The sequence below is a fragment of the Aquimarina algiphila genome (assembly GCF_947494415.1).
Taxonomy (GTDB): Bacteria; Bacteroidota; Bacteroidia; order Flavobacteriales; family Flavobacteriaceae; genus Aquimarina; species Aquimarina algiphila.
Window position 1 is genome coordinate 273,651 of the sequence record NZ_CANLVC010000006.1, and the last position, 25,313, is coordinate 298,963.

The window sequence follows — 25,313 nt, forward strand, 5'->3', positions numbered from 1 at the left end:
TTCTCTTAACATGCTTTTTTGAAATCAATAAACCATGTTTAATTTTTTATGATTTTTATGTTCTATAAAGCGTATTGCAGCCCTAATGTTAATGTTTCTTTGGTCCTAAGCTGTACTCCGTTCATGTTTTGAAATACCGGTAATGCAGCTTCAAAACCTAATCGAAGATCTTTCAGGGTTCCTTTAAAAGCATACAAATTAAAGCCAAGACCAGCATTTGCATATGTCATTCCTGAATTAGCAGTATCGGCTGTAATAACCATCATTGGATTAAGCACAGGATTAATACCTTCGATTTTATCAATTGCACCTAATTCTATTCTTCCCGAAAAACTTAACCAATCCAGAGCTTTCACTGCTACCCAATTATTGATGCTGTATTTGTTTCCCAGACGATAGTTATTGTCATTTTTTCCTGTACGTAGTGTAGTTCTGGCTTGTGATCCAAAAGAAAGAGTTCCCCATTGTTTTAGATAGGTTAAAGCTAGCTCGGCATCCCATGTTCCACTTCCTATTTGCATAGGATAGGGGAGGATTACTTCATTAGGAGAAGATGCAGGAGTAACATCTTCTTCATCAATACTACCAGTAGGAATTGATAGACCAACTTGTGCATGTAATTGTTGAGTGTTTTTGTTAAAAAACTTATAAAGTGCAGAAACTTTTGTGTCGCCAAAACCAGAAGACTGAGTAGTAAATGATCCTCCCATAGCGGTCACATGATCCATTTCACTTGATAGATAATTAACCATTCCTACTAAAGTGATTTTATCACTTGGTGCATACATAGCCCCCAGCATATGCATATTCATAGGCATACTAGTTGGAGTAACCATATAAACGTCATTGGGACGTAATGCATTAGAGAAGGGGACATTTTCGCTTCCTCTATTAAGTTCATCCATGTTCATATACATATATCGGTAGGAGAACATTACTTCTCCCTTTCCATGAGTATGATCTCCCATTACAGAGATGGGGGCATGGCCATCTGGTCGTGCTCCTGACCATTTATTTTCTTCTTGAGCAAATATTATTTGAGTAGCCGCTAAGAGTAGGGCATATATGTGTTTTTTCATCTTATAGAATGAATTATTACGATGCTCTCCAACTGTTTACTTTTAGGTATACAGAGGAGTCATCATTGTTATGATATTTAAAAGGTTTGAATTTTTTGCATTAATACATGCTGAATAGGAATTGATTCGTATTCAAAAGTAAATTCAAAAGTATGTTAGAATAATTATGAAAGGATATACTCAGGAGGGTGGTCGATATCTTTGGAAATTGCTTTTGTATGTAAATATTTTACTTTCCAGTTTTGAGTATACTCAGAAATGAAAGGATTTGTGTTTTTTATCTGTACTGTATGATCCTGAAAAAAAAGCGGAATAAAAGCTTCGGTAATTACAATGGTGCCAGAAGAATCCTCTGAAGATGGTTGCGTTTTGGCTTTCATCTGACTCATTAAATAACATTTTCCGTTACAATTTAGCCTTGGCCGTTCTTTATTGACACAATACTTTTCTACTATAATATCAATGTTAAGCTGATAATATAGAACGGTACTGATTTGTATCATGGGCCGTATGGCAAAAGAAGCAAATAAAAGTATGGAGAAAAATATTCTCATCAATACACGTTAAATTTGCTGCAAAAGTACAAATTAGAATTATTATTTTATCTTAAAAAAACGTAAGATTTTGGTAAAAAATAACACTGCAGTAATTATTATATAACGCTATTTTGGAGAGCGATTTATTTTACTTAGGATACTGCAAATCAAATTAGTAAAAGGAGTGTTAATATGATAGAAAGCTCCTTTTTTTTTGATTACACCATTTTTGGCTCCTAATTCAATTGGATTACCATTGCGTCTATCGGTTAGCATAGAACTTCCTTTTGTGTCCGGGTATTTGATGAGTTTGTCAAACATTTCATCAATAAAAGAATCATTAATATTGGCTCCATCAGCTTTTGCAACATTAATACCTTCGATAAGCAAGATCTTATAGAGCTCTTGCATTTTTGGATCTTTGAAAACCCAGCATGTTTCTCCTGTTAAGCATAGAATGGCTCCTAAAGTTGAGCTTTCACATACTTTTTTCCAGCTTTCGGTTTTAAAATCAGAAGTAGTTTTGATACAAAGTTCTTTTTTATTAAATAAATCAGAGAACTCTTTTAGTGCTTCTTTTTTAGAAATTGTAATAGTTGGTTTTCTTAACTGTTCATAAAATCCATCAGAGCCCGGTTGCACAGGACAATCGATCATACATTCTACAATATAATTTTCTGAAGTAAATTCTAGGATAGGTTCTTTTAGTTGCAAACCATTACGAATTACCACAATTTTTGTTGAAGGACCAATGAGTTTGGATAACCATTCTTTTGCATTCTCGAATTGATATTCTTTTAGACAAATAATCAACCAATCTAAATGTTGTTTTTTATCAATGTAAATATCACAACGTATTGAGAACTCAATTTTTATATTATTTCTTTTTATTTTAATCGTTTCTCTTGGTGACCTGTTATAGTGATATGTATTTGGCAGGTATTGAGGATTTATCAAAGATGCAATTACAGATCCAATTGCTCCTATGCCTAAAATACCTATTGTTTTAGTATCCATTTTTTGACTACTTAATCTAATATGTTAAACAGAAAAATGAAGTTTCATACCTTCATGAGAATCTTTAAATCCAAGTTTTTTATAAAACTTGATTGCTTCGGGTCTTTTTTTATCTGTTGTAAGTTGTAATACGTGAGCACCTCTTTGTTTGGCGCGCTCTATAGCCCATGCAAACATTTCTTGACCTATTCCTTTGCCTCTTTGATCATCTCGAATTCTAACGGCTTCAATTTGAACTCGTATTCCACCTTGATACGTGAGATATTGAATAAAAGTGAGCTGAAGTGTTCCTATAATTTGAGAATTAACATTTTCTACCACTATTAATTCCTGATTGGGATCACGATGTATAGCAACAAAAGCATCGACATATTCTTTGGGTAATGGGGTTTGAAAGTTTTCTCTGGTTTTGCCGAGATCGTCATTTGCAATCATGTGTATGATTGTCGAAAGATCTTCTTGAGTTGCTTCTCTAAATTTTATCACTTATAATAATACATTAGAAATTAAACGCTCTACGGTTGGATGGTCATTTCCTCCTGCTGGTTCTATAGTAATATTAATAGATGAAGCATCATCAATATATTTCATAGCAATCATTTTTTTATCTCTAGGGATGATACCCATATCAATCATTTCACCATCTACATCTGCCCACATTTGGTATGTTTCATCATCTTTTAGTTTAGCTAGTCCTTCGGGATTTAGAATCACAATTTTTTCATTGTGATTGACATATGTGATCGCATTAGAACTTGGAGAAATCTCATTTCCTTTTAATACCAATTGTATTGTATTCGGGTTATTAATTGCACCATACCAGGTACTAATTTCGTTTAGGTTCTCTTCTAGAATTGTTATGCGATTTTGTAAATTGGAAGTCTCATTTTCTACAATTTCTAGATTTTTTTTGGAATCCTGCCATTGCATATACAGCCAACCAGAACCTAACATACAAAGAACAGCTATGCTTGCCGCTATATTAAGATAAATACGAGTTTTATTTTTGTTATTGATCGGGATTGTTTTTTTATCTTCTAAAGCATTTGCATTTTCAATAGTATCCATTAAAGATACTTTTATCTCAGGTGGAGGTGCAATAGCATTTTCGAAAGCTAATTTTTCAAAGTCATCTTCTATTTTATTAAAATATTCACGTAACTCTTCATCTTCATTAAGCATGTTCTCGATTTTGATACATTGATCTTCCGAGAGTTCTCCCAACAAATATTGTTCTAATATCCCTGTATTTTTTATAGAATTTCTATCCATCATATCATCTTTTCTATAATCATCCATACTATAATCAATCCCTTCTCATATTCTTCTCTTAATTTTTTTAATGCTTGTCTAATATAAGACTTAAAAGTTCCTAATGGTACATTCATTTCTTCATGAGCTTCTCGATGTGTAAGTCCATTAAAGTAAACTAATTCTATTGCCCTTTGATGATGAGGCTCAAGTTTCTTCAATGAACCATTCAATTGCATTGTATCTAATTCGGGCTCAAAAGTTTCTTTATTTTTATATACACTCAAATCCTCATTTTGGATGAGTTTAGAAGGATTTCGTAATGCATTTAAAGTACTGTTTTTTGCAATTCGATATGACCATGTAAAGAATTTTCCTTTTTTAAAGTCGTAAGAATTTGATTTTTCCCAAATTTTCAAAAATGTTTCTTGTAATAAGTCCTGAGCTTGAGTTTCATCTTTACAGATACGAAGAATTACACCGTACAAAGCGCCAGAATACCTGTCATATATTATAGACAACGCTTTCGGATCTTTTTTCTGTAATCGTTTTATAAGCTCTAAATCATCTTGCATGTGGAGTGAGATTATTCAAATTTAATAAAAAAACAACCCAACCTCATCCAAAACTATAAAACATGTGTATATGATAATGTAAAGCACAAAAAAAGTTTAACTATTAAAACAAAAATCATGAAAAAATTAGCTTTTGTTATTTCAACACTTATTTTATTTTTATTCGTACAATCTCTATCTGCACAACAATCAAACAAGGATATTGTTGATGTAGCGGTATCTGTAGATGATTTTTCTACATTAGTTACTGCCTTAAAAGCTGCAGATCTAGTGAAAGCATTAAAAGGAGATGGTCCTTTTACCGTTTTTGCTCCAACTAATGATGCTTTTGCTAAAATAGATGCAAAAACATTGAATTCTCTGTTAGAGCCTGCAAACAAACAAAAATTAACTTCGATTCTTACTTATCATGTAATAAGTGGAAAACTTGCAGCAGAGGATGTTGTAAATGCTCTGAAAAAGGGAAAAGGAAAAGTAGAACTAACTACCCTAAGTGGTGCCAAAATTAATGTTATAAAAAAGGATGGTAAGATTTGGTTGAAAGATCAAAATGGAAAATACAGTCAGATCGTAAAAACAGATGTGATGGCTAATAATGGAGTAATCCATATTATTAGTGATGTGGTAATGCCTAAGTAAGGTATTAATTTGGTTTTTCTGTTAAAAGCGTCGTTATAAACGACGCTTTTTTATTTTTAAATTGATCTTAAGTACTGCCATCGGTGCTGTTTTTGAGTTCAATTAATGTTATTTGCGCGGCAGCACATAGTTTTTCTTTCCCATTTTTAACAATAAATATTTCAGATCTACATATCGTTAATGTTCTACCATTTTTTAAAACGGTTGATTTCCCAATAAGCAATTCGCCATCTCCTGGAGCCATTAAATTGATCTTAAATTCTACAGTTAATACAGAAGAATCTTTCTCCATTAATGAAAAACCTGCATAACCAGCAGTATTATCTGCTATCGTACTAATTACTCCTGCATGAAAAAAACCATGTTGTTGTGTGAGATTAGAATCATATGGGACATGGATTTCACAATATCCAGGTTGAACATCTATTAATTTAGCATTTATTAGCTTCATAAATTTCTGACGCTCAAAACTCTCTCTTACTTTTTTATGATAATGATCTGATTTAGGTTCGAATTTCATTATTAACAGATAAGATGTGTTATAAAATTAATACATAAAAGGTACTATAAATTCATTGAATAGTATTTCTGTCTGCAATAGTAAATAAAGGTAAGGATACTCTATATTTTACTACCAGTAATCTAATTATAATGATTAAAAGGGCGGTAGAAATATATGTTATATTTTGATCCAAATCTAATGAATATAGAACCATAAAACATATCCCACCTGCTATAGATGCTGTTGCATATATTTCTTTTCTGAAAATCACTGGGATTTCATTACATAAAATATCACGAATTACCCCTCCAAAACAGCCGGTTGTGGCTCCTAGAGCAATAGATACAATTGGTTCTAATCCTGCGTTGATTCCTGTTTCTACTCCTGTAATGGTAAAAATTCCTAATCCAATAGTATCGAATAAAAAAAGTGATCCTTTAAGATAATCCAGTTTATTTCTAAAAATAATAGAAAATATGGTTACTCCACTTATCAAATACATAGTGGTAATATTTTGCATCCATGAAACTGGCGTATTTCCGATAAGTATATCACGAATTGTACCTCCTCCAATTGCCGTTACAAAGGCAATAATAAAAATACCAAAAAGGTCAAATCTTCGATTCATAGCACTTAGCGCTCCAGATATTGCAAATGCAACAGTTCCTAAAATATCTAATACATCAAAAAAAGTCATAATCTTATCAGGGAATTTTATAGAATGTAAATGTAATAGTATTGAGTATGAAGAAAAAATTCAATAATTGAACTTTATAGGTTAATAACAATTCTTAATAACTTTAATGTAAGGTTTCTGATCAAATTGCTACTTTTACATCATAACAAAATGAAAAGAATATGTCTGATACAATAGAAAGAATAAAATGTCTTATTATAGGTTCTGGACCTGCGGGATATACAGCAGCGATATACGCAGCAAGAGCTGATCTTAAACCAATTATGTATACTGGTATGGAACCAGGAGGACAATTAACTACCACTACAGAAGTAGATAATTTCCCTGGATATCCTGAAGGAATAGATGGACCAACCATGATGGTACAGCTACAACAACAAGCAGAACGTTTTGGTACAGAAGTACGTATTGGAATGGTTACTTCTGTAGAATTTAGTAAGGAACAAGGAGGAATTCATAAGGTTACTGTTGATAATTCTACTCAAATAGAAGCAGAAACAGTAATTATTTCTACTGGAGCTACTGCAAAATATCTTGGACTACCAAGTGAGCAAAAGCTTAGAGGTGGTGGAGTATCTGCATGTGCAGTTTGTGATGGTTTTTTCTATAAAGGACAGGATGTTGCTATTGTTGGAGCAGGGGATACCGCTGCAGAAGAAGCTACGTATCTGGCGAATATCTGCTCTAGTGTAACCATGTTAGTTCGTAAGGATTATATGAGAGCTTCTAAAGCGATGCAACATAGAGTTAATAATACACCAAACCTTAAAGTATTATATAATACAGAGGTAGATGAAGTATTAGGGGATCAGGTAGTAGAAGGATTACGAATGGTGAATAACCAAACTGGAGAGAAAGAAGATATTTCAATCACCGGTTTATTTATTGCTATTGGTCATAAACCTAATACTGATATATTTAAAGGACAGTTAGATATGGATGATACAGGGTATCTTATTACCGAAGGTAAATCCACAAAAACGAATATCCCAGGAGTATTTGCTTCAGGAGATGTACAGGATAAAGAATATAGACAAGCAGTTACTGCTGCCGGAACTGGATGTATGGCAGCATTAGATGCAGAACGATACTTGGCGACGGTTGAAACTAATGAAGAAGTTTCTGCATCATAATTGTTTGATAAGATAAAGCATTAAAAAACCCGCTATTTGGCGGGTTTTTTACTTAAAATATGTTAAACGTTTATTTTATTTCAGTCTAAACTTACTAGGAACGTAGTCTATATTTTTCTTATATAAAGTTGCTTCATTTGCAAATGCTTTTATACTAATCTTGGGCTCACCGAGCAGGTATATTTCAGTTTTGTCCTTGGCGTCAATATGAAGTTCTCCATTAGTCAATAGGAAACAATCACTTGTCCCTTCTGCTATCAAAGTAGTTTTTGTAGCACTTAACTTTTCACCATAAAAATCGGTATCGTTATCTACTCTAACTAGCATCGATTTGACTTCTCCTTCAAGTTTAGCAACCCCCTTTTGATATAAATCTACTGTAAGACTGTCTGTAGTCGCGATGCCTTTTAACTCAGAATTATCATTAATCTGATATATAATTTCTCTGGCTGTAGCATGCAATTCTGTATTGGACTTTCCGCTTCCTACATAATTTATTTTACCAGCATCTATAGTTAAAAACATTTCTGCATTATCATTTACTTCTACCGATAACTCTCCAGAAGTTATAGGTGATAATGATTTTGCGTTGACTTTATCATAAACCTTAATTTTTTTTAATTCGGTAGCATAAGAAATACTAAGGTTTAAAGCTTTTGCGCGCCTTAAGTCTTTATCAGATTTAATAATCAAAACACTATCCTGAACAATGACTTGTATTAATTCCTGAAGATTACTATCAGCTTCAATTTTAACTTGATTGTCACTACTTTCATCTAGTGTGACCTCAAAGCTTTCATATATTTCTATAGTATGAAATGCTTCTGTATTGAATTCCTCGGTACTAACAATTTTGTTTCCTTTTACCTTTTCTTTTTGTCCAAATGTATTTGCAAATACTAGAAGAGCAAATAGTAATAGCAGTGAAGTTCTCATATTTGTGTGAAATTTATATGCTAATAAAACAGTTTTTTTTAAGTTTAAGTATAGCATTCTATATAAAACTTATTTACAAATATAAATAGACTCATAGATTAAATAAGAGTTACACGAGTAAACTAAAAAAATAGAATTTAAGAACGTATATTTCATATCTTTTAGAACCTAAAAACAAACCAGAACCTTGAAACCTGTACATACTATAGATGATGTTATTATCACTTTGGGAAATATCATACTCGAATCAAAGACCAATAATAATCCATTAGGATATTTTGCAACTTTATATAGAAAGGTAACTATTAAAGTAAAAGAGGGGATTGATAATGATTTTTTTGATGATGGCCCAAGAATGGAAAAACTAGATGTGATATTTGCGAATAGATATCTTGATGCTTATTTCACATTTCAGGAAAATAAAACTGTTACCAAATCCTGGGAAAAAGCATTTAATTTATCTAATAAATATTGGCCTATTGTATTACAACATCTGTTGATTGGTATAAATGCTCATATTAATCTGGATTTGGGTATTGCGGCTGCAGAAGTTGCAAAAGGTGAGGATATTGAAAATCTTAAAGGAGATTTTGATAAGATAAATGAAGTTTTATCATCTTTGGTCAAAGAGGTAGAGAATGATCTGGCTGAGATTTGGCCCACATTAAAAAAAATCTTGAAATGGACTCGAAAAGTAGACGATTTTTTAGTCGACTTTAGTATGAAACTTGCTAGGGATGGAGCATGGGAATTTGCAAAAGAGCTTTCAAGTTCTCCTGGTAATATGATTACAGAGCTCATAGGAGAACGAGATGTTAAAGTGGCAGAAAAGGCAAGAATCGTAATTAAACCGGGTTTTATTGTTCAAATGGTATTGATGATTGTTAGGCTAGGAGAACGCGGTACTATTAGGGATAAAATTAACGATTTAAATGAATAACTTTAAATTTATGGATTTAAAAAACTGCCCAAAAAGCTAGTGGTTGGTTAGTAGTTTATTTTGACCGGTTACATAATCGGTTGTGGTTATTGTTATTTTGTCCATGCTATAAATTCTTTAAAAATTCTATTCCAATGTTTTGTGATTTTATCATTATTTTTTTCTGTGTATGTATGGTCACAGCCAATGCAGATGTCAAAAGTTAAATTGTTTTTTTTTAATTGCATAAATTGTATCGGAATTAGATATGCTGTTTCAATAGGGGTGCTTTCATCTTGAGTTCCAAAGACGGTATAAATTGGAATATCAATTTTTAGTAAATCTTGTATAGGAGGGTTTTGATAAGAAGACCATCTCTTATTTGTAAACCCCCAATCATCAATTGCTGTAGAGTTTGGTTTATTAATTACTTTTTTATACCAGTCGATAATATTCATTATATTGGTATGTGCAATAGAATCAGATTGTTGTTTCTTTAGAGCAGCTATCCTTTCAAACAAAGAGAATTCATAAAAATTATTAAGTACATTCCCTGACCAAAAGCCCAAGTGGGTTATATTTTTGTTTTTCTGTACTAAGGATGCGGCTATAACTGCTCCCTCAGAATGTCCATATACAATTATTTTATTGGGTTTTTTAAGATGTTTTTTAATGATGTGTTCTATAGAAAAATGTATTTGATTTACTCGATATTCTCTATGGTTTTTAATATGGTATGATTGCGGAATACTATTTTTTTCTTCATTTATAATTCCGCTGAGACCTGGTTTTGGAACTATTGCAAAAGTATAAGTTGAATCTAAAGTTTTATAATCATTATTAAACCATCTATAGATAACATATTTATCATTTTTAATCTTATACGAGAAAATAGGGTTTGGATCAGTTCCTTGAATGAAGACAACTAGTTTATCAGGTTTGACCTTATCATTTTTGTAATTCTTCAAATAATATGTAATCGTGTCTGTTTTGTGTACAATTTCCTCTTCCAGGAAGCTATACTTTTGTAATGCATCATTGATTGTTGGAATCTTTTTTGTTTGTGATGTTCCTACAATACATATACATGTTATACAGATGGTCAATATTATTCTCATAACAGAATATTTTTATTTTATTTTTTTTGCCTCTTCTACTATAGCTCCATTTTCACGAGCAATAAATTTATCTACATTACCTTCGGCGTTTTTTATAAATTCGAAGGAAAGAGGACTTTGTTTATGGAAAAAATGATTTTCGGATTGTGGATATACGATTGCCTGCATTTTACCAGCTTTTATTTCTAGAAGATGTTCTTTTTTTGTAATGCTTACGGTACCAGTTTTTGGAGCTTCATATGTGCCTACATATTGTGTCAAAATTTCATCAGAAATAGAGATTTCCTTTTTATCTGTATTTTGGGGAGCAGGTTGATGGTCATAACTTAAAACTCTTGTCATTTTCCATTCCTGATTTTTATGCTGCCAGACATGAGTAAACTTAGCAATCTCAATTAATCTTTCCTGCTTTCCTTTTTCCGTAATATAAAAAACATGTTCTCCGCTTATAATTGCTCCATAATTGTTTAAAGGATATACGTTAACGCTATTTTCTACAACCTCTCTTCGCAATCTCGGATTTTCTTTACCACATAATCCAGTCTCTACTAGTTTCATCATTTTGGAAAGACCAGAAGTTAATCCTCCTTTGTCGTGATAAAATTCAAAATCATCGATAAAGAATGTTTTAAAATTCTCAATATCACAAGTGTTATATGCTTTCCAGAACTGCCCATCAAGAGTAAGAATTATTTCTTTGAGAGGCTTTTGATCAGAATGATTTTGATTTGATTGTGCATAGGTTGATATTTGTGTAGTTATGAATACGATGACTACCCAAATAGTTGATTTTTTCAATATGATTTTCATTTGTTCGTTTTTTTAGATTATCCATCCGGAAGTGATTTGATTAAGATTGATGAATTTGATTAGTTAGGTTAATGTTTAATAAAAAACTGCCTGAAAAGCTAGTGGTTGGTTAGTTTTGCTTCTCAGACAGCTTATTTTGGTTGATTAAATAATTAGTTAGGTTGTTATTTAGGATTTATAAGGTTTAATGTCTTCTAACATTTCCTCCAGAATTATCTGTTTCTGATACTTTTTCTGGTTTTCCATAGTAGACTACATCTGCACCACTTGTTGCTTTTCCTGTAAATTCATTTTTGGCATGAATTCTTATAGATGCTCCACTCGTAGCTTTTGCTTCAGTCGATAAGCTCAAAAGGTCTTGAGCACGTATATCGGCTCCACTAGTAGCTCTTGCTTGATGATGATTTACTTTTCCTGAGAGATTCATCATAGCACCGCTTGTTACGGAAGTAGTAACGGTTTCTGCTTTTATTTCTAAATTTATATCAGCACCACTTGTTGCACTTAGGTCAAGATCTTTTTGAACCACTTCTTGATCTGATGAAACACTCGCGCCACTATTAACATGTACCTTGTTTAATTTGGTATAAGAAACATATACTTTTTTTTCATCTGCAGAATATATATTCTCATCAGAGGTTACACGTAGTGTATTACCTTCGACATAGATTTCAATGTGATCATGTAGATTTTTATTGGCTTCGACTATTACTTTTTTGTTGGGACTATTAACAAGGATTACATCTAAGCCTCTACTGGCTTTAATGGCATCAAAATCAGAGTTAATGGTTCTTTCTTTTTCTACTACTTCTCCTTTTCCTCTAACTCCATTGAAAGCTACATTGCATGAGCAACAGGCTAATGATAAGGAAAGAATTACTAAAAATTTGGCTAGTGCTGTCATAATTTTATGTTTTAATGAATTTAAACTGTTCGTTTTTTGATTTGATTTAATTTTCGGTTTTAATTTCTATTCCGTTCTCGTCGATTTTTAATTTTACGGGTTCATTATTTAGTTCTACTCCATCTTCATCAATTTTTAATTTAAAATCTTCATCATCAGTGTTAATATTGATCTTAATACTGTCATCATCATTTTGAGATTCTTGGTATTCCCATTCATCTTGATCTTCGATACATGTATCGCATTCAAATTTTCCATTTACTAACTTTACATAGTTTCCTTCTTTTCCATCTACGGTGATATAGTCATCATATTTCCAGGAATTATTATACCCTGATGTATTATCATCAGCAAATATTGTAATTCCCTCGGGTAGTGTTAAGATCACTTTTATTTCTTGATCTCTGTATTTGTTAGTATATTCAGTAATGGCATAACCGTTTAATAGTAAAGTATCACCATCAAGTTCGTATGCATATTTAAGCTCTTCGGCTCTTTTTGAAGCTTCTTCATAAGATCTTCCCTGAGCTTTCTTTTCGATAGAAATTCCTAAAGTAGAATCTTTCTTTGAAGCCTTAAGGTATACTTCAACATCCTGAATAACAATTACTCTGTTGCCTTGTTCGTCACGTTTGATCTTATAATCGTGTCTATGTCTTAAATGTCTAACGTATCTATTGTTACCTTCCATTTTTATAGTTAGTGTGTCCTTACTGGTTATAGGAAGTATTTCTTTTTCTGTGATTACTTGCGCATCATAAGCTTCTAGAGTTGCCTGTCTGATACCGACAATTCCTAACCCTATTAATGAAAGCATCCAAACTCCTAATAAACCAAGTTTTGCTGGGGTACCTATAGATTTTAGGTTTTTAATCATAATTTTCAATCCAAGAATGAATAAGAAGAAGAATGGTATTCCTACTGCAAAAAAGGATAATAAAGAAATTAACCATAGTGGTACTTCGGGATGACTGCCAACTTCTATGTATTCAACCCATGGGGTGTCCATAAATCCAAATGTTCCCAAAGTAAACAGACCTATAAAAAGACTGATTAAAGTTACACCGGCAATGATAATAAGTAGAACACCTATAAACTTTACAAAAATCTTTAGTAAGAATAAAAGTACATCTCCCAAAGCATCAAAGAAAGTAGTAGAACTATTTTTTACTTTACTACTGTATTTTTGGTAATCTACATTTTTTACGGTGTCAGCAACACCATCAAACCCTTCTTTAATTTTCTTTTCTATATTACTGATATTTACAGCTTCTCCTCTCATAGCAAGAAAATCGGCTGTAGTTTTAGCTTCCTGAACAAAAATCCAGAAAGCTATATAGATAAGAACAAAGGCTCCACTAGAGAAAATTGTAAATAATATCCATGCTAATCGAATCCAAATTGCTTCTATTCCTAGGTAGTGACCTAATCCAGAGCTTACTCCACCTACATAAGAATTTGTTGTATCTCTAAATAGGTGTCTTGATGTTTTTGATTTTTGATTTGATGTTTTAGGCTCATCTTCAAAGATTTCTTCGTCTAATCTGTAATCTTCGGGTTGTCCCATTACAGTGATTACTTCTTCTACCTCTTGATTTCCAATAACCTGTCGTTCATCCTTTATTTTTTCACTAAACAACTCTGCAATACGAGCTTCGATATCTGCTATGATCTCATCTCTCCCTTGCGAATCAGTGAAAGAGCGTTTTATAGCACTTAGATAACGTTGCAGTTTTAGATAAGCGTCTTCGTCTATATGAAAAAATATGCCTGCTAAATTTATATTAACTGTCTTGTTCATTTTACTTCTTTTTTTGTTTGGTTACCAGATTTACAGCATTTTGTAATTCTTCCCAAGTGGTATTTAATTCTTTGAGAAACAGTTTTCCTGTTTCGGTGAGTCCATAATATTTACGAGGTGGTCCTGACGTTGACTCTTCCCAGCGATAGCTTAATAATCCTGCATTTTTGAGTCTTGTTAACAGGGGATATATTGTACCTTCTACCACAAGCATTTTTGCGTCTTTAAGGGTTCCCAAAATTTCAGCAACATAAGCATCATCGTCCTTAAGGATAGAAAGTATGCAATATTCCAGAACACCTTTGCGCATTTGCGCTTTTGTGTTTTCGATCTTCATAAAACTAATTTTTAAATGTTAAACTGTTCATTTTTTGATTGATGTTTGATTGATGGTTACTTTAAAAAATATTGATCAGTAAATACTACACCAGCTATAAAAACAGATGTTAAAAGATAATTGATTAGGTTAAACTTTATAGTGTATTCCTGTTCCTTTGATGTTTTTATTAATAAGAACAATAATGTAAAGCATACTAATAATGGAAGTATCCAATACCCTAATCCCAACCATTGACTAATTCGAGCTTCATCATTTGGATTAAAAATCGATACAATCATTGCCATTAGTCTAAAAGCAAAAGCAAAAAACAAAAAAGGATACCAATACATATTTTTTGTCTTTCTAATAACATAAAAAAATACAAATGCTGTTAGTACTGTAAAGAGCGGTCCGGCAGCACTTACAATGTGCTCATGCCATACTGTTTTATATTCTCCTTCTACCAAGAAAGCAGAATTAAGTGTCATTTGCATGGGATATCCTAATAGCTTTCCTGTAAGTAAATGTGCTAATTCATGAAAGAAAAAGGACAGTACAACTGCAAGAGTCATTATTAGAATATATTTTATGTTTATTACTGCCTTCATTATTTTATAAATCGTATAGATAATGGATATCTGTATTTTTCACCCTTATTTGCTTTCATTGCTGCGCTAATTGTAAAGATTATTTCCAGAAAAAAACCAATTAAAGCGATAACACCTACAAAGGAAGCTCCAATAAGAGTTCTAAACCCTCCTGCATCAGAGAAATTGATGGATATGTCATTAAAATGAAATAAATCTGATATTGTAGCATCTCCAAAAACGTTAAAAATGAAAAACGGAAATGAAAATATTCCAAGGATAATAGTATATAATAATATACTTAGTTGAAAATTGATAGCTTCTTTACCATGATCATCAATGAATTCTGATTTGTCTTTGTTCGTTGTCCATAATAGAATTGGAACAATATAATTCCCAAAAGGAATAAAGTATTTTGAGAATGCACCTAGATGCATAAACGTTGCGATATTTTTGTGATTTTTGATTGACATTTTAAAAGTATATAATAGTTTCTTATGCAAATATATGGTTAAAAAAAGGTATTATGCAAAACATAGTACCATAATTTAACATAAATTTAAGATTTTAAAGTCTTTTGCATGCTGTTTCTTTTTACTTATATTGTGTATACTAAAAATGAAAATCATGAATATTACTCCGGGTAAGCTTAATACCTTCTTATTGTTTAAATTACCTTCTGCATGGTTGTGTGGGGTGCGGGTAAAAAGTATCGATAGAACTAGTTGTATGGTAAGTGTAAGGCACAGATGGATAAATCAAAATCCATTTAATTCTATGTTCTGGGCTGTACAAGGAATGGCTGCTGAACTTACTACAGGAGCTATGGTAACTGGATATATAAGAGACAGTGGTAAAAAAATCTCTATGTTGGTTGCAAACAACAATGCTACGTTTACAAAGAAGGCTACAGGAAGAATTACTTTTGTATGTAATGATGGTAATCTGGTAGAAGATGCAATTAAAAAAACAATAGAAACAGGAGAAGGGCAAACGGTTTGGATGAAATCTATTGGAACCAATACAGATGGAGTAGAAGTGTCTACATTTAATTTTGAGTGGACTGTTAAAGTTAAAAAGGTATAAGGAAAGAAATATAACATTTATCCGATCACCTTTTAAGTATATTGTGTTTCAGATTTCTGTTTTACAAGATGAAATTCAAAAAAATATATATTCTTAGTAGTCTTATAGTGTTGTTAATTATATTTAAAGCTTCTATTTACAGAGCTATTATTAAGTATGAAGTTGTTGGTTCAAGAAAAGGCTATGAGGTAAAAGATGAAAATTTAATCAATTTTATTAAAAAAGAATTAACAGAAGATGATCTTATAGATATTGAATCAATACTAAAAAAATCGAGAGTACTTACTAATGAAAAGTTACATTTTACTTCATCTAAATGTGATATTGATCCGAATAAGTTGATCACTAGTGAATATACTCATTGTATTGGATATGCACTCTTTTTTGAAACTATTTGCAATTATATGATCAAAAAGAATCCTCTTTTAAAAGACTGGAAAGCTACGACCAGAATTGGGGAATTGTATTTTTTTGGTATTAATATTCATAATTATATCGAATCTCCATTTTTTAAAGATCATGATTTTGTAATTATCGAAAATGCAAAGACAGGTCAGAAATTTTTTATTGATCCAACTGTTAGCGATTATCTTAGTATTGATACCGTATCAGTAAGATAAATAATTTATAGGGAGTGTAAAGGCAGTTTTTCTGATCAATATTAATGTGATTTTTTTAAATACGTTTCTGTAAGAATAATATGATGTAACATATTTAAAAAAATGTTTACTCATAAAGTAGTTATTCATTAATCAAAATATTTTAAACATTTAAAAATATGACAGCACACGAAATCGATTATGAAATCATAGGTGAAGAAATGCAATATGTAGAAATAGAACTTGATCCACAAGAAGGAGTAATTGCAGAAGCAGGAAGTTTTATGATGATGGACGATGGTATAAAAATGGATACCATCTTTGGAGATGGATCAGAGAAAGATAAAGGAGTTTTTGGTAAAATTTTTGGAGCGGGTAAACGATTGTTAACTGGTGAAAGTTTATTTATGACTGCTTTTTATAACCAGGTTGGAGGAAAAAAGAAAGTAAGTTTTGCTTCGCCATATCCGGGAAAAATTATTCCGATAGACCTAACCAAATACGGGAATAAATTTATTTGCCAAAAAGATGCTTTTCTATGTGCAGCCAAAGGAGTTTCTATTGGAATAGAGTTTTCCAAAAAATTAGGTAGAGGTTTATTTGGAGGGGAAGGTTTTATTATGCAAAAGTTAGAAGGCGATGGTATGGCTTTTGTTCATGCAGGAGGAACTACAGCACGAAAAGAACTACAACCAGGAGAAAAATTAAAAATTGATACAGGTTGTATTATTGGATTTTCTAAAAATGTAAATTATGATATAGAGTTTGTAGGAGGAATTAAAAACACAATTTTTGGAGGAGAAGGGCTCTTCTTTGCTACACTAACAGGACCTGGCGTGGTGTATGTCCAATCACTACCTTTTAGTAGGCTAGCTAATAGAGTATTGGCTTTAGCTCCTAGAGGAGGAGGTAAAAGTAAGGGAGAAGGAAGTATACTGGGAGGATTAGGAGATCTTTTAGATGGCGATAACAATTTTTAACAATGTTAAATAAGCGCTAAATGACTATTTTTTTGGTTTTATTTGCATATATTAGCATGAACAACTTTAAAAACAGTAAGCTTATTCCTACAATTACTTGTTTAAACCTAATATTTAAACCCCTATTAATTTATGGCCAGAGCGATGTTTGATTACACTAAGACTGTACTTAAGAAAGTAAGTTTTGATGTTAATCTTTTTACAAAGGAAGTCCTGAAAGCACTAAACAGACTACTTCCACATGAGATTGAAGAATTAAAAATTTGGATTCAATCACTAACAGTAAAGCAACCAGAATTACAATCTTGTTTAATTTATTTAAAATCATAATATAAAAAGCGACTTTTAGTCGCTTTTTATTTTTGATAGAGGGCTGATAATCTGCACGTTTTGAAACGCAATGGCTCCTTTTACAATACCAGCTATAGTAGAATGCAAGGCTTCAATGATTTGCATTTTTAATTCACTTTTATTAAAAATCAGACTTACTTCTCTGGCAGGAGAAGGTTCATTAAAGTAATGCAAGTTACTCTTTTCATTATTTTTGATATCCAAAGTATGTAAATAAGGTAATAAAGTCATTCCTAAACCTTCATTAGCAAGTTTTATTAATGTTTCAAAACTTCCGCTTTCTAATTGAAAATGGTCTTCTTCATAACTCTTTTTGGTTTTACACAGATTAATAATGCCATCTCTAAAACAATGACCATCTTCTAACAGTAACATATCATCAATGTCAAGATCTGCAGTATCTATTTTTTTCTTCTGATTTAACCTGTGATTAGAAGGGATATACCCAACAAAAGGTTCATAATACAATACCCTTTCTTTTATATTTTCGTCTTCTAACGGAGTTGCAGCAATAGCAGCATCGAGATGACCATCTAGAAGACGTTCAACTATTGCTTCGGTATTTAACTCTTCAATTTTTAACTTTACTTTTGGGTATTTTTTTATAAAATTATTTAAAAACATTGGTAATAGAGTAGGCATTATTGTCGGGATAACCCCAATCTTAAATTCTCCTCCAATAAACCCTTTTTGTTGATCTACAATATCCTGAATACGTTCACTTTCATTTACAATATTTCTAGCTTGCTGTACAAGTTTACTGCCAACTTCTGTAAGCTCAATAGGTTTTTTACTTCGATCAAAAATTAGAATATCAAGTTCTTCTTCGAGCTTTTGAATTTGCATACTTAAGGTAGGCTGAGTAACAAAAGTTTTTTCTGCAGCTTTGGTAAAATTCTTGTTTTCGGCAACTGCTAAAACATATTTCAATTGTGTAATGGTCATAGGTTATATTTTGGGCAACAAAAATATGAAAGCTATCGATATTATTTATTAAAAAATTACTAAAAATTTGTTTTGTCTATGTGCTGATCACAAAAAAGAATTGCACTAATGAAGTGCAATTCTTTTTTTGATTGATGAATACCTGTATTTATATATTTACATTCTAATTTCAAGTTCTAGGTTTTCTGAAGTCACTTCAAATTTTGCTTCACCCCACATTGGTGGTCCGTAACTCATACTATTGTTGGATACTCCATAATTTTCTTTTGGCATTCCATTAGGTTCAAAATCCATTCTGTTATTTCCATTTATATCATGAAAACATGAGATGGCATATACTCCTGCAGGAACATTGGTAAAAGTGATTTTTGCTACACCATCAGTGATTATACTTTTTTCACCTTTTATAGGGGCAGCTTTCATAAAGGTATTTTCGTCATATAATCCAAAAAGAACTTCACCTTCTGAGCTTGTAACATTGGGAACAGTTACTGTAATGGTTATTCCATTGATGTTTTCTTGTGCGTGTGTGAAAAAATTGGAAATTAGAAGGGCTACGATTAAAGCTAGAGTTTTCATATGATTAAAGTTTTATAGTTATTGTTTTTTGATGATTCAAAAGTCTATAAAACCAGGAGTCTTTTATAAAGTAAAATACTGAGTTGTTATTTTTAGAGGATGAAATGTAGGTATCTCCAGAATGGACTTGTTTTTAGTACTATCACTGATCAGTTATGATGTTCAAGTTTTGATAGCATTGTAAAATCTAATCATGTTATGTGTAAAGATGCCAAGTATAGATGTAATGTTATGAAAAGGTAAATAATGTAAGACATGTGTATAGGTTTCTTGAAAATAGCAGTTAATTTGATGTAAAATTGTATAAGAATGACTATACCTCAAATTATTGGTTGGCTAGGAGCTATTGCTTATGTACTAGCTTATTTGTTGCTAAGTTTAGAAATTTTAAAATCTGATAAAGAAGTGTTTCACGGTGTAAATACTTTTGGAGCTCTATGTTTAGTTATTAATGCATTGCCAGTAGAGGATTACCCTACAATTGTTGTAAATGTAGTTTGGGGTCTTATCGGTATAATATCAATAATTAGAATTGTTTTGAAAAGAAAATTAATCAATTAATTCAATATGAAGATATTTAAGATGTTTTATATTCAATTAATTGTTTTACATGATTCATATATATCGTGACTTGCTTTTCATACTCTTTTCTGTTATCTGTAAAAGTTCCCAGATAATAATAAGCGCCATCAATTAGAGCAAAAATAATTTCTGTAAGCTCATCTATATTTGTATTCACTATGATTCCGTTGTTTCTTGCATCCAGTAGTCTGTTTTTTAAAACGTTATGTAGTGTCTCCAAAAATGACTTAAAACTTTTATTGAAATCTTTATTTCTATATACTTGAGCATAAAAGCTATAAAAGAGTCCGTCATCCACGTAATCATTCCATTTTCTGGAAAATAATAGCATAATAAATTCTTCTAATTTTTCTTTACTATCTATAGATTTAAGTTTTTCTGAATCAATAAAACTTAAGTATTTCTCGAGAATATAATCTTTTAAAGCAACTAGAAGACTCTCTTTTGTAGCAAAATAGTGCATTACTAAACCTTTACTAATTCCCATTTCCTCTGCAACCTTTGCGACAGAAGTATTTTCTAAGCCAATTTTTTTGGCTACAGTATAAAAAGCAATTATAATTTCTTTTTGTCGTATTTCACTTAAGTTTTTTCTACCCATTAAACTATTAATTTTTGTCAAAAATATAGTTTTAAACTTGATTTATTAAATCTCCTCTTGTTTTAGAATTCAAAACATACATACGTTCAAACTAACAAAATTATGCTGTTAAAAGGAATTAAAATCAACACAAGTTTAGATACTATAACATCTGGAAATGCTTTAGTAATAGGATGTTTTGCCTTATGTATAGGTGTTGATCTATTAAAATTGCTAAAAACAATTTAATTAACTTAAATAGAAAATCTCTAACATTAGTTTAACCATACAGTAAACTTTTTTTAATTGACTGGTTGTTCAATCTATTTTTACTTCGCTGTAGATTTGCAACGGGAAAACAGTAATAATTTAATCTTTCTCCCTGATGATTAATCTTGTTTTAACTAATTGATAACTCTTATGAAATTTTTTTTATACGTAGTAACTATACTGATTGGATGTTCTGTTAATGGTCAGGATAAGGCTTCTAAAAAGACTAGTACAGAAGGTGTTAAAAAAGTAGTGTTCGTTATTATTGATGGTATTTCAACAGATTTATTTTATAAATCTAATACTCCCTTTATAGATACAATGTCTAAAGAAGGTGCTTTTTCTGAAGCATATGTTGGAGGAGAAAAAGGAAAATACTCAGAAACACCAACAATATCTGCGGTAGGTTATAATAGTTTACTGACAGGCACCTGGGTTAATAAACATAATGTTTATGGAAATTCTATTGTAAACCCCAATTATAATTACCCATCGATATTTAGAGTATTTAAAGATATATATCCTGATAAGAAAATTGCTATTTATTCGTCATGGTTGGATAACAGAACCAAACTTGTAGGAGAAGGATTAAAGGAGACAGGCGCAATAAAAATGGATTATTCTTTTGATGGTTTAGAGTTAAATGAAGAAAAATTCCCACATGATAAATTAAAGAAATATCTAAAACGAATAGATGCAGAAGTGGCTAGAGAAGCAGCCAATCACATATTTGAAACAGGACCAGATTTGTCTTGGATATATCTGGAACATAGTGATGATATGGGACATATTTTTGGAGAAAGCCCTACATATTTTAATGCAGTGTCTTTTGAAGATTCGCTACTTGGGCTTATTTGGGATGCAGTCAAACTAAGAGAACAAAAAACTGGAGAAGATTGGCTTATCATAGTCACCACTGATCATGGAAGAATGCCCACTGATGGAAAACACCATGGTCAACAATCCTATAGAGAACGAAGTACTTGGATAGCGCTTAGTAAGCCTATTGATAATACTTACTTTAAAAATAATAAAGTAGCTATCGTAGATATATTCCCTACTATCTGCGATTATCTGAGTATTACTGTTCCAGAAGAGACATCATTAGAGTTAGATGGAATTTCTCTAATGAAAAAAGTAGATGTATCTAAGTTAGAAGGAGTGTGTATACATAATGAATTTTTACATCTGCAGTGGTTAACAGAACATAAGGAAAATGAAATGGGAAAAGTATATATAAGCTATACCGATAATTATAAAAAAGGAGAGAAAGATAACTTCACTCTTTTGGGAGAAGTTGATATTCAAAAAAAAGAATTTACTACCAAAATTAAACCTCCTGCCGGTACAAAGTATATAAAAATTGTTTTGAAAACTAAAAATCAAACTATTAATACCTGGGTAAAAGTTACACCCAAATAGGCAATTTAAATCAATTATTAAATAACACTAAAAACTTGTGAAAATGAACAAGAACCTGATTATTTTATTCCTCATTTTTTCTACTTCCCTTTTTGCTCAAAAACAAATTACGGGTGTTGTAGTAGATCCTGCGGGGACACCTGTTCCGGGAGTAAATGTAATAATACAAAATACAACAAGAGGTACTGCAACAGATTTTGATGGAAATTATACTTTAGAAGTTAACGAAGGAGAAATTTTAGAATTTTCTGTTTTGGGATATGAGACTCAAACAATAATGATAAAGAATCAAACGGTCATCAATATTTCATTACAAGAAGGGGCTGATTTATTAGAAGAAGTCGTAGTAACTTCTTTAGGTATTCGGAAAGAAAAAAAGGCTTTAGGGTATGCAGTTAGTGAATTGAAATCTGAAGATATTAATAGAGTTAAAGCGACTAATGTTATCAATACGCTGTCTGGTAAGGTTCCGGGTTTACAGGTGACAGGAGCAAGTAATGGTTTAGGAAGTTCTGCAAGGGTGGTGATAAGAGGAGAGAATTCTTTAAATCTAAATAGCAATGAACCTTTGTTTATTTTGGATGGGATACCTGTAAACAATCGCATTTTTGGAGTTGGAGGAAATTCTACTGATCAAGCAGATCTTCCCACAGATTATGGTAACGGACTTTCAGAACTGAATTCTGATGATTTTGAATCTGTAACTGTACTTAAAGGTGCTGCAGCATCAGCACTATATGGATCCAGAGCAGCAAACGGAGTTATTGTAATCACTACAAAAAAAGGAAAAGAAGGGCGTGGTTTAGGGGTTGAAATTTCATCTTCTACTATGTTTAGCTCTGCATTAAGACTACCAGATTTACAGACCGAATATGGTGGTGGATGGGCAGGAGCATATGCCTCAAATTTTGGTACTAATTATGGTCCAAGACTTGATGGATCCATTGTTTCTCAAGAATTAGCTTTAGGAGAACCAATCGATAGGCCATTTATAAATAGATATGATTTAGATGACTTTTTTGAAACAGGTGTAAATTTAAATAATACAGTTTCTATTTCTGGAGCTAATGAGAAAGGAAATTTTTTATTCAGTTATGGAAATAATTATAATGAAGGAATAATACCTAATACAAACTTAAAAGGAAATAGCTTTAGGTTAAATGCTGGTTATAACATCAATGATAAATGGAAAATTCAGGGATTAGCTAATTATATAAGTAGAAGTTCTGACAACCTTCCTGTAGCAGGATATGGATCGCAAGGTATAATGTATACGTTACTTTGGAACTATATAAATGTTGATTTAAATGATTTAAGGAATTATTGGAATGTAGAAAATGAAGAACAACGTAAATTATTTACTTGGGGAGATAATCCCTGGTTTATTGTAAATGAGAATATCAATGCATTTAATAAGAAAAGATTTATTGGTAATGTAAATACAACGTATCAATTAACAGAAAATCTAAGTTTATTAGCTCGAATTGGTGCAGATGAATCAAATGATTTTAGATGGTCACGTAGATCTATTGGGGCTCAACGAGCTCCAAATGGATTATATAGAGAACAAAGAATTAATTTCTCTGAAATCAATGCAGATTTTCTGCTTTCATATGAAAAAGAATTTGGCAATTTTGAGACCAAAACATCAATAGGAGGTAATAGATTCGATCAAAAAATCACTGAAAGTTTTTTATTAGGTAATGGATTAACGATTCCTGGAATTTATAATTCACAAAATATTGATGTGACTCCAGAGTTGAGAAGCGATATTTTCAGGAAAAGGATTAATAGTGTATATGCATTTACAAATATAGGATATAAGGACTTTTTATATTTAGATATATCTGCGAGAAATGATTGGTCTTCTACACTACCAGCAGGAAATGATTCGTATTTCTATCCTGCAGCTTCCTTGTCTTTTATTCCTTCAGCATTGTTTTCTATGCCAGAAGCAATAGATTTTTTAAAACTTCGGTTTAATATAGCAGAAGTAGGTAAGGATACAGATCCATACAGACTTTCAAAAACATTTAATTTTGCTACACTACCTGGTACATTGACCAATCCATCTCAATTGCCAAATGCTAATTTGAAACCAGAAAGAACAACTTCTACAGAGTTTGGGTTAGAAACCTTTTTATTCAATAAGCGAATTTCTTTAGACGCGACTTATTATACATCAACATCGAGAGACCAAATTCTTAATGTAGGAGTATCCGGTAGTAATGGATTCAATTCTTTGGTGACCAATGCAGGAGAGATTCAAAATTCGGGTATAGAATTAGCATTAGGTATAGTGCCACTTAGAACAGAGAATTTTGAATGGCGTATAAATGCTAATTTTTCAAAAAATGAAAGCGAAGTAAAATCATTATCAAGTGATCTGGATACATTTATTATTGCTCAAGGACCTGATGGCGTTACAGTAGAGGCTAGACCAGGAGAACAAATGGGAGATATTTATGGTCAAGCCTATGTTAGAAATGATGCTGGAGAAATTATATTTGAAAATGGTTTACCACTTACAGGAGATAGAAAAAAAGTAGGAAACTACAACCCTGATTGGATGTTAGGATTATCAACAAATCTAAGATATAAAGGAGTAAATTTATCTGTATTATTCGACATCAGACAAGGGGGAGAAATCTATTCTTATACCAATGCAATCGGAAGAGAAAGCGGAATTCTAGCACTTACAGCCGGATGGAGAGATGGAGTTGTTGGAGAAGGAGTAGTAAGTGATGGCGCAGGAGGTTTTGTTCCAAATACTCAAGAAGTAACCGCAGAAGCATGGGCCTATGGAGTGCCCAGAAGTAATGCAGAGGCAAATATCTTTGATGCTTCATATATAAAGCTACGTCAGTTAAGTCTGGGGTATACTTTCCCTGAAAAGGTTGTTAAACCACTAGGTTTACAACAGTTTTCTATAAGTCTTGTAGGATCCAATTTAGTGTTGTGGACAGATGTTCCCAATATAGATCCTGAAGCTCAGGCATTAAATGGAGGGTCCCTATTACCAGGATTTGAAGTGACTCAACTACCCTCTGCAAGAACGTACGGTTTTAAACTTAATATGAAATTATAAAAAGTAAC

29 protein-coding genes are annotated in these 25,313 nt (G+C 31.8%); 10 read left to right on the top strand and 19 right to left on the bottom strand.

Translation table 11 applies throughout. The features are described 5' to 3' along the window. Positions 1–62: 62 nt before the first annotated feature. The 6 genes from PQF96_RS10510 to PQF96_RS10535 all read right to left on the bottom strand — a co-directional run bounded on the left by PQF96_RS10510 (position 63) and on the right by PQF96_RS10535 (position 4,458). A complete protein-coding gene (locus PQF96_RS10510; protein ID WP_271766048.1) occupies positions 63–1,079 on the bottom strand; it encodes a transporter in 1,017 nt (338 codons plus the stop codon). 164 nt (positions 1,080–1,243) lie between these two features. Continuing rightward, the gene (locus tag PQF96_RS10515) at positions 1,244–1,633 is read right to left on the bottom strand and encodes a hypothetical protein (RefSeq protein ID WP_271766049.1); all 390 of its coding nucleotides are present in this window, start codon (positions 1,631–1,633) and stop codon (positions 1,244–1,246) included. A 108-nt stretch (positions 1,634–1,741) separates the two neighbouring features. Next, positions 1,742–2,632: a ketopantoate reductase C-terminal domain-containing protein gene (locus tag PQF96_RS10520; protein ID WP_271766050.1), complete on the bottom strand. Its 891-nt coding sequence runs from the start codon at positions 2,630–2,632 to the stop codon at positions 1,742–1,744. 24 nt (positions 2,633–2,656) lie between these two features. Beyond that, on the bottom strand, positions 2,657–3,118 hold the full coding sequence (locus PQF96_RS10525) for a GNAT family N-acetyltransferase (RefSeq protein WP_271766051.1): 462 nt from the start codon (positions 3,116–3,118) through the stop codon (positions 2,657–2,659). After that, positions 3,119–3,931: an anti-sigma factor gene (locus PQF96_RS10530; RefSeq protein ID WP_271766052.1), complete on the bottom strand. Its 813-nt coding sequence runs from the start codon at positions 3,929–3,931 to the stop codon at positions 3,119–3,121. Next, on the bottom strand, positions 3,904–4,458 hold the full coding sequence (locus tag PQF96_RS10535) for an RNA polymerase sigma factor (protein WP_271766053.1): 555 nt from the start codon (positions 4,456–4,458) through the stop codon (positions 3,904–3,906). Before PQF96_RS10535 ends, PQF96_RS10530 begins: the two co-directional genes overlap by 28 nt. Positions 4,459–4,575: 117 nt before the next feature. Here PQF96_RS10535 and PQF96_RS10540 point away from each other — a divergent pair, with 117 nt between their 5' ends. Then, positions 4,576–5,097 carry a fasciclin domain-containing protein gene (locus PQF96_RS10540; RefSeq protein ID WP_271766054.1) on the top strand — a complete coding sequence of 174 codons (522 nt, stop codon included), beginning with the start codon at positions 4,576–4,578 and terminating at the stop codon, positions 5,095–5,097. A 67-nt stretch (positions 5,098–5,164) separates the two neighbouring features. Here PQF96_RS10540 and PQF96_RS10545 read toward each other — a convergent pair whose 3' ends face one another. Both PQF96_RS10545 and PQF96_RS10550 read right to left on the bottom strand, forming a co-directional pair. Then, the gene (locus PQF96_RS10545; RefSeq protein WP_143915577.1) at positions 5,165–5,617 is read right to left on the bottom strand and encodes a PaaI family thioesterase; all 453 of its coding nucleotides are present in this window, start codon (positions 5,615–5,617) and stop codon (positions 5,165–5,167) included. Positions 5,618–5,669: 52 nt separating this feature from the next. Further along, positions 5,670–6,296 carry a trimeric intracellular cation channel family protein gene (locus tag PQF96_RS10550; protein ID WP_271766055.1) on the bottom strand — a complete coding sequence of 209 codons (627 nt, stop codon included), beginning with the start codon at positions 6,294–6,296 and terminating at the stop codon, positions 5,670–5,672. A gap of 161 nt (positions 6,297–6,457) precedes the next feature. On the opposite strand from PQF96_RS10550, the gene trxB reads away from it, so the two are divergent. Continuing rightward, positions 6,458–7,429, top strand: coding sequence for a thioredoxin-disulfide reductase (gene trxB / locus PQF96_RS10555; RefSeq protein ID WP_109434545.1), 972 nt, complete (start codon positions 6,458–6,460; stop codon positions 7,427–7,429). Positions 7,430–7,504: 75 nt separating this feature from the next. On the opposite strand, the gene PQF96_RS10560 is transcribed toward trxB, so the two are convergent. Continuing rightward, positions 7,505–8,365 (bottom strand): GIN domain-containing protein, encoded by an 861-nt coding sequence (locus PQF96_RS10560; RefSeq protein WP_271766056.1) that lies wholly within the window; start codon positions 8,363–8,365, stop codon positions 7,505–7,507. A gap of 187 nt (positions 8,366–8,552) precedes the next feature. Between PQF96_RS10560 and PQF96_RS10565 the strand changes: the two genes are divergently transcribed. After that, a complete protein-coding gene (locus PQF96_RS10565) occupies positions 8,553–9,305 on the top strand; it encodes a DUF5995 family protein (protein WP_271766057.1) in 753 nt (250 codons plus the stop codon). A gap of 92 nt (positions 9,306–9,397) precedes the next feature. On the opposite strand, the gene PQF96_RS10570 is transcribed toward PQF96_RS10565, so the two are convergent. The 7 genes from PQF96_RS10570 to PQF96_RS10600 form a co-directional block, all read right to left on the bottom strand. After that, a complete protein-coding gene (locus PQF96_RS10570) occupies positions 9,398–10,402 on the bottom strand; it encodes a hypothetical protein (protein ID WP_271766058.1) in 1,005 nt (334 codons plus the stop codon). 12 nt (positions 10,403–10,414) lie between these two features. After that, positions 10,415–11,212, bottom strand: a complete 798-nt coding sequence (locus PQF96_RS10575; RefSeq protein WP_271766059.1) for a nuclear transport factor 2 family protein — start codon at positions 11,210–11,212, stop codon at positions 10,415–10,417. 184 nt (positions 11,213–11,396) lie between these two features. After that, complete coding sequence (locus PQF96_RS10580) at positions 11,397–12,116, bottom strand: head GIN domain-containing protein (RefSeq protein ID WP_109434551.1); 720 nt, start codon at positions 12,114–12,116, stop codon at positions 11,397–11,399. Positions 12,117–12,162: 46 nt separating this feature from the next. Then, entirely contained in the window at positions 12,163–13,917 is a 1,755-nt protein-coding gene (locus PQF96_RS10585) for a PspC domain-containing protein (RefSeq protein WP_109434552.1), read from the bottom strand. A gap of 1 nt (position 13,918) precedes the next feature. Continuing rightward, positions 13,919–14,254: a PadR family transcriptional regulator gene (locus tag PQF96_RS10590; protein ID WP_109434553.1), complete on the bottom strand. Its 336-nt coding sequence runs from the start codon at positions 14,252–14,254 to the stop codon at positions 13,919–13,921. Positions 14,255–14,310: 56 nt separating this feature from the next. Further along, positions 14,311–14,844 (bottom strand): zinc metalloprotease, encoded by a 534-nt coding sequence (locus PQF96_RS10595; protein WP_109434554.1) that lies wholly within the window; start codon positions 14,842–14,844, stop codon positions 14,311–14,313. Then, the gene (locus PQF96_RS10600; protein ID WP_109434555.1) at positions 14,844–15,296 is read right to left on the bottom strand and encodes a DUF4870 domain-containing protein; all 453 of its coding nucleotides are present in this window, start codon (positions 15,294–15,296) and stop codon (positions 14,844–14,846) included. Before PQF96_RS10600 ends, PQF96_RS10595 begins: the two co-directional genes overlap by 1 nt. A 154-nt stretch (positions 15,297–15,450) precedes the next feature. Between PQF96_RS10600 and PQF96_RS10605 the strand changes: the two genes are divergently transcribed. The 4 genes from PQF96_RS10605 (at position 15,451) to PQF96_RS10620 (ending at position 17,818) form a co-directional block, all read left to right on the top strand. Next, positions 15,451–15,909, top strand: a complete 459-nt coding sequence (locus PQF96_RS10605) for a DUF4442 domain-containing protein (protein WP_271766060.1) — start codon at positions 15,451–15,453, stop codon at positions 15,907–15,909. A gap of 68 nt (positions 15,910–15,977) precedes the next feature. Beyond that, positions 15,978–16,529 (top strand): hypothetical protein, encoded by a 552-nt coding sequence (locus PQF96_RS10610; protein WP_271766061.1) that lies wholly within the window; start codon positions 15,978–15,980, stop codon positions 16,527–16,529. Positions 16,530–16,687: 158 nt separating this feature from the next. Further along, positions 16,688–17,488, top strand: a complete 801-nt coding sequence (locus tag PQF96_RS10615; protein WP_109434558.1) for a TIGR00266 family protein — start codon at positions 16,688–16,690, stop codon at positions 17,486–17,488. 132 nt (positions 17,489–17,620) lie between these two features. Then, positions 17,621–17,818: a hypothetical protein gene (locus tag PQF96_RS10620; protein WP_025664664.1), complete on the top strand. Its 198-nt coding sequence runs from the start codon at positions 17,621–17,623 to the stop codon at positions 17,816–17,818. 15 nt (positions 17,819–17,833) lie between these two features. Here the strand turns inward: PQF96_RS10620 and PQF96_RS10625 are convergent, their stop codons facing one another. Together PQF96_RS10625 and PQF96_RS10630 are read right to left on the bottom strand one after the other, a co-directional pair. Beyond that, entirely contained in the window at positions 17,834–18,784 is a 951-nt protein-coding gene (locus tag PQF96_RS10625) for a LysR family transcriptional regulator (RefSeq protein ID WP_109434559.1), read from the bottom strand. A 156-nt stretch (positions 18,785–18,940) separates the two neighbouring features. Further along, positions 18,941–19,363, bottom strand: a complete 423-nt coding sequence (locus PQF96_RS10630; protein ID WP_271766062.1) for a DUF2141 domain-containing protein — start codon at positions 19,361–19,363, stop codon at positions 18,941–18,943. A 309-nt stretch (positions 19,364–19,672) separates the two neighbouring features. On the opposite strand from PQF96_RS10630, the gene PQF96_RS10635 reads away from it, so the two are divergent. Beyond that, a complete protein-coding gene (locus PQF96_RS10635) occupies positions 19,673–19,924 on the top strand; it encodes a CBU_0592 family membrane protein (RefSeq protein ID WP_109434561.1) in 252 nt (83 codons plus the stop codon). 16 nt (positions 19,925–19,940) lie between these two features. Here PQF96_RS10635 and PQF96_RS10640 read toward each other — a convergent pair whose 3' ends face one another. Then, entirely contained in the window at positions 19,941–20,567 is a 627-nt protein-coding gene (locus tag PQF96_RS10640) for a TetR family transcriptional regulator (RefSeq protein ID WP_271766063.1), read from the bottom strand. A gap of 378 nt (positions 20,568–20,945) precedes the next feature. Between PQF96_RS10640 and PQF96_RS10645 the strand changes: the two genes are divergently transcribed. After that, positions 20,946–22,217, top strand: a complete 1,272-nt coding sequence (locus PQF96_RS10645) for an alkaline phosphatase family protein (protein WP_271766064.1) — start codon at positions 20,946–20,948, stop codon at positions 22,215–22,217. Between the two features lie 43 nt (positions 22,218–22,260). Beyond that, complete coding sequence (locus tag PQF96_RS10650) at positions 22,261–25,305, top strand: SusC/RagA family TonB-linked outer membrane protein (RefSeq protein WP_271766065.1); 3,045 nt, start codon at positions 22,261–22,263, stop codon at positions 25,303–25,305. Positions 25,306–25,313: the final 8 nt, after the last annotated feature.

Bases quoted from the DNA above. Each gene is read 5' to 3' on its own strand.
- PQF96_RS10510 (WP_271766048.1), bottom strand. From the start codon at position 1,079: ATGAAAAAACACATATATGCCCTACTCTTAGCGGCTACTCAAATAATA.
- PQF96_RS10605 (WP_271766060.1), top strand. From the start codon at position 15,451: ATGAATATTACTCCGGGTAAGCTTAATACCTTCTTATTGTTTAAATTA.
- PQF96_RS10650 (WP_271766065.1), top strand. From the start codon at position 22,261: ATGAACAAGAACCTGATTATTTTATTCCTCATTTTTTCTACTTCCCTT.
- PQF96_RS10590 (WP_109434553.1), bottom strand. From the start codon at position 14,254: ATGAAGATCGAAAACACAAAAGCGCAAATGCGCAAAGGTGTTCTGGAA.
- PQF96_RS10645 (WP_271766064.1), top strand. From the start codon at position 20,946: ATGAAATTTTTTTTATACGTAGTAACTATACTGATTGGATGTTCTGTT.
- PQF96_RS10630 (WP_271766062.1), bottom strand. From the start codon at position 19,363: ATGAAAACTCTAGCTTTAATCGTAGCCCTTCTAATTTCCAATTTTTTC.
- PQF96_RS10570 (WP_271766058.1), bottom strand. From the start codon at position 10,402: ATGAGAATAATATTGACCATCTGTATAACATGTATATGTATTGTAGGA.
- PQF96_RS10515 (WP_271766049.1), bottom strand. From the start codon at position 1,633: ATGAGAATATTTTTCTCCATACTTTTATTTGCTTCTTTTGCCATACGG.
- PQF96_RS10545 (WP_143915577.1), bottom strand. From the start codon at position 5,617: ATGAAATTCGAACCTAAATCAGATCATTATCATAAAAAAGTAAGAGAG.
- PQF96_RS10540 (WP_271766054.1), top strand. From the start codon at position 4,576: ATGAAAAAATTAGCTTTTGTTATTTCAACACTTATTTTATTTTTATTC.
- PQF96_RS10600 (WP_109434555.1), bottom strand. From the start codon at position 15,296: ATGTCAATCAAAAATCACAAAAATATCGCAACGTTTATGCATCTAGGT.
- PQF96_RS10635 (WP_109434561.1), top strand. From the start codon at position 19,673: ATGACTATACCTCAAATTATTGGTTGGCTAGGAGCTATTGCTTATGTA.
- PQF96_RS10620 (WP_025664664.1), top strand. From the start codon at position 17,621: ATGGCCAGAGCGATGTTTGATTACACTAAGACTGTACTTAAGAAAGTA.
- PQF96_RS10610 (WP_271766061.1), top strand. From the start codon at position 15,978: ATGAAATTCAAAAAAATATATATTCTTAGTAGTCTTATAGTGTTGTTA.
- PQF96_RS10575 (WP_271766059.1), bottom strand. From the start codon at position 11,212: ATGAAAATCATATTGAAAAAATCAACTATTTGGGTAGTCATCGTATTC.
- PQF96_RS10535 (WP_271766053.1), bottom strand. From the start codon at position 4,458: ATGCAAGATGATTTAGAGCTTATAAAACGATTACAGAAAAAAGATCCG.
- PQF96_RS10580 (WP_109434551.1), bottom strand. From the start codon at position 12,116: ATGACAGCACTAGCCAAATTTTTAGTAATTCTTTCCTTATCATTAGCC.
- PQF96_RS10585 (WP_109434552.1), bottom strand. From the start codon at position 13,917: ATGAACAAGACAGTTAATATAAATTTAGCAGGCATATTTTTTCATATA.
- PQF96_RS10550 (WP_271766055.1), bottom strand. From the start codon at position 6,296: ATGACTTTTTTTGATGTATTAGATATTTTAGGAACTGTTGCATTTGCA.
- PQF96_RS10560 (WP_271766056.1), bottom strand. From the start codon at position 8,365: ATGAGAACTTCACTGCTATTACTATTTGCTCTTCTAGTATTTGCAAAT.
- trxB (WP_109434545.1), top strand. From the start codon at position 6,458: ATGTCTGATACAATAGAAAGAATAAAATGTCTTATTATAGGTTCTGGA.
- PQF96_RS10625 (WP_109434559.1), bottom strand. From the start codon at position 18,784: ATGACCATTACACAATTGAAATATGTTTTAGCAGTTGCCGAAAACAAG.
- PQF96_RS10595 (WP_109434554.1), bottom strand. From the start codon at position 14,844: ATGAAGGCAGTAATAAACATAAAATATATTCTAATAATGACTCTTGCA.
- PQF96_RS10615 (WP_109434558.1), top strand. From the start codon at position 16,688: ATGACAGCACACGAAATCGATTATGAAATCATAGGTGAAGAAATGCAA.
- PQF96_RS10530 (WP_271766052.1), bottom strand. From the start codon at position 3,931: ATGGATGATTATAGAAAAGATGATATGATGGATAGAAATTCTATAAAA.
- PQF96_RS10520 (WP_271766050.1), bottom strand. From the start codon at position 2,632: ATGGATACTAAAACAATAGGTATTTTAGGCATAGGAGCAATTGGATCT.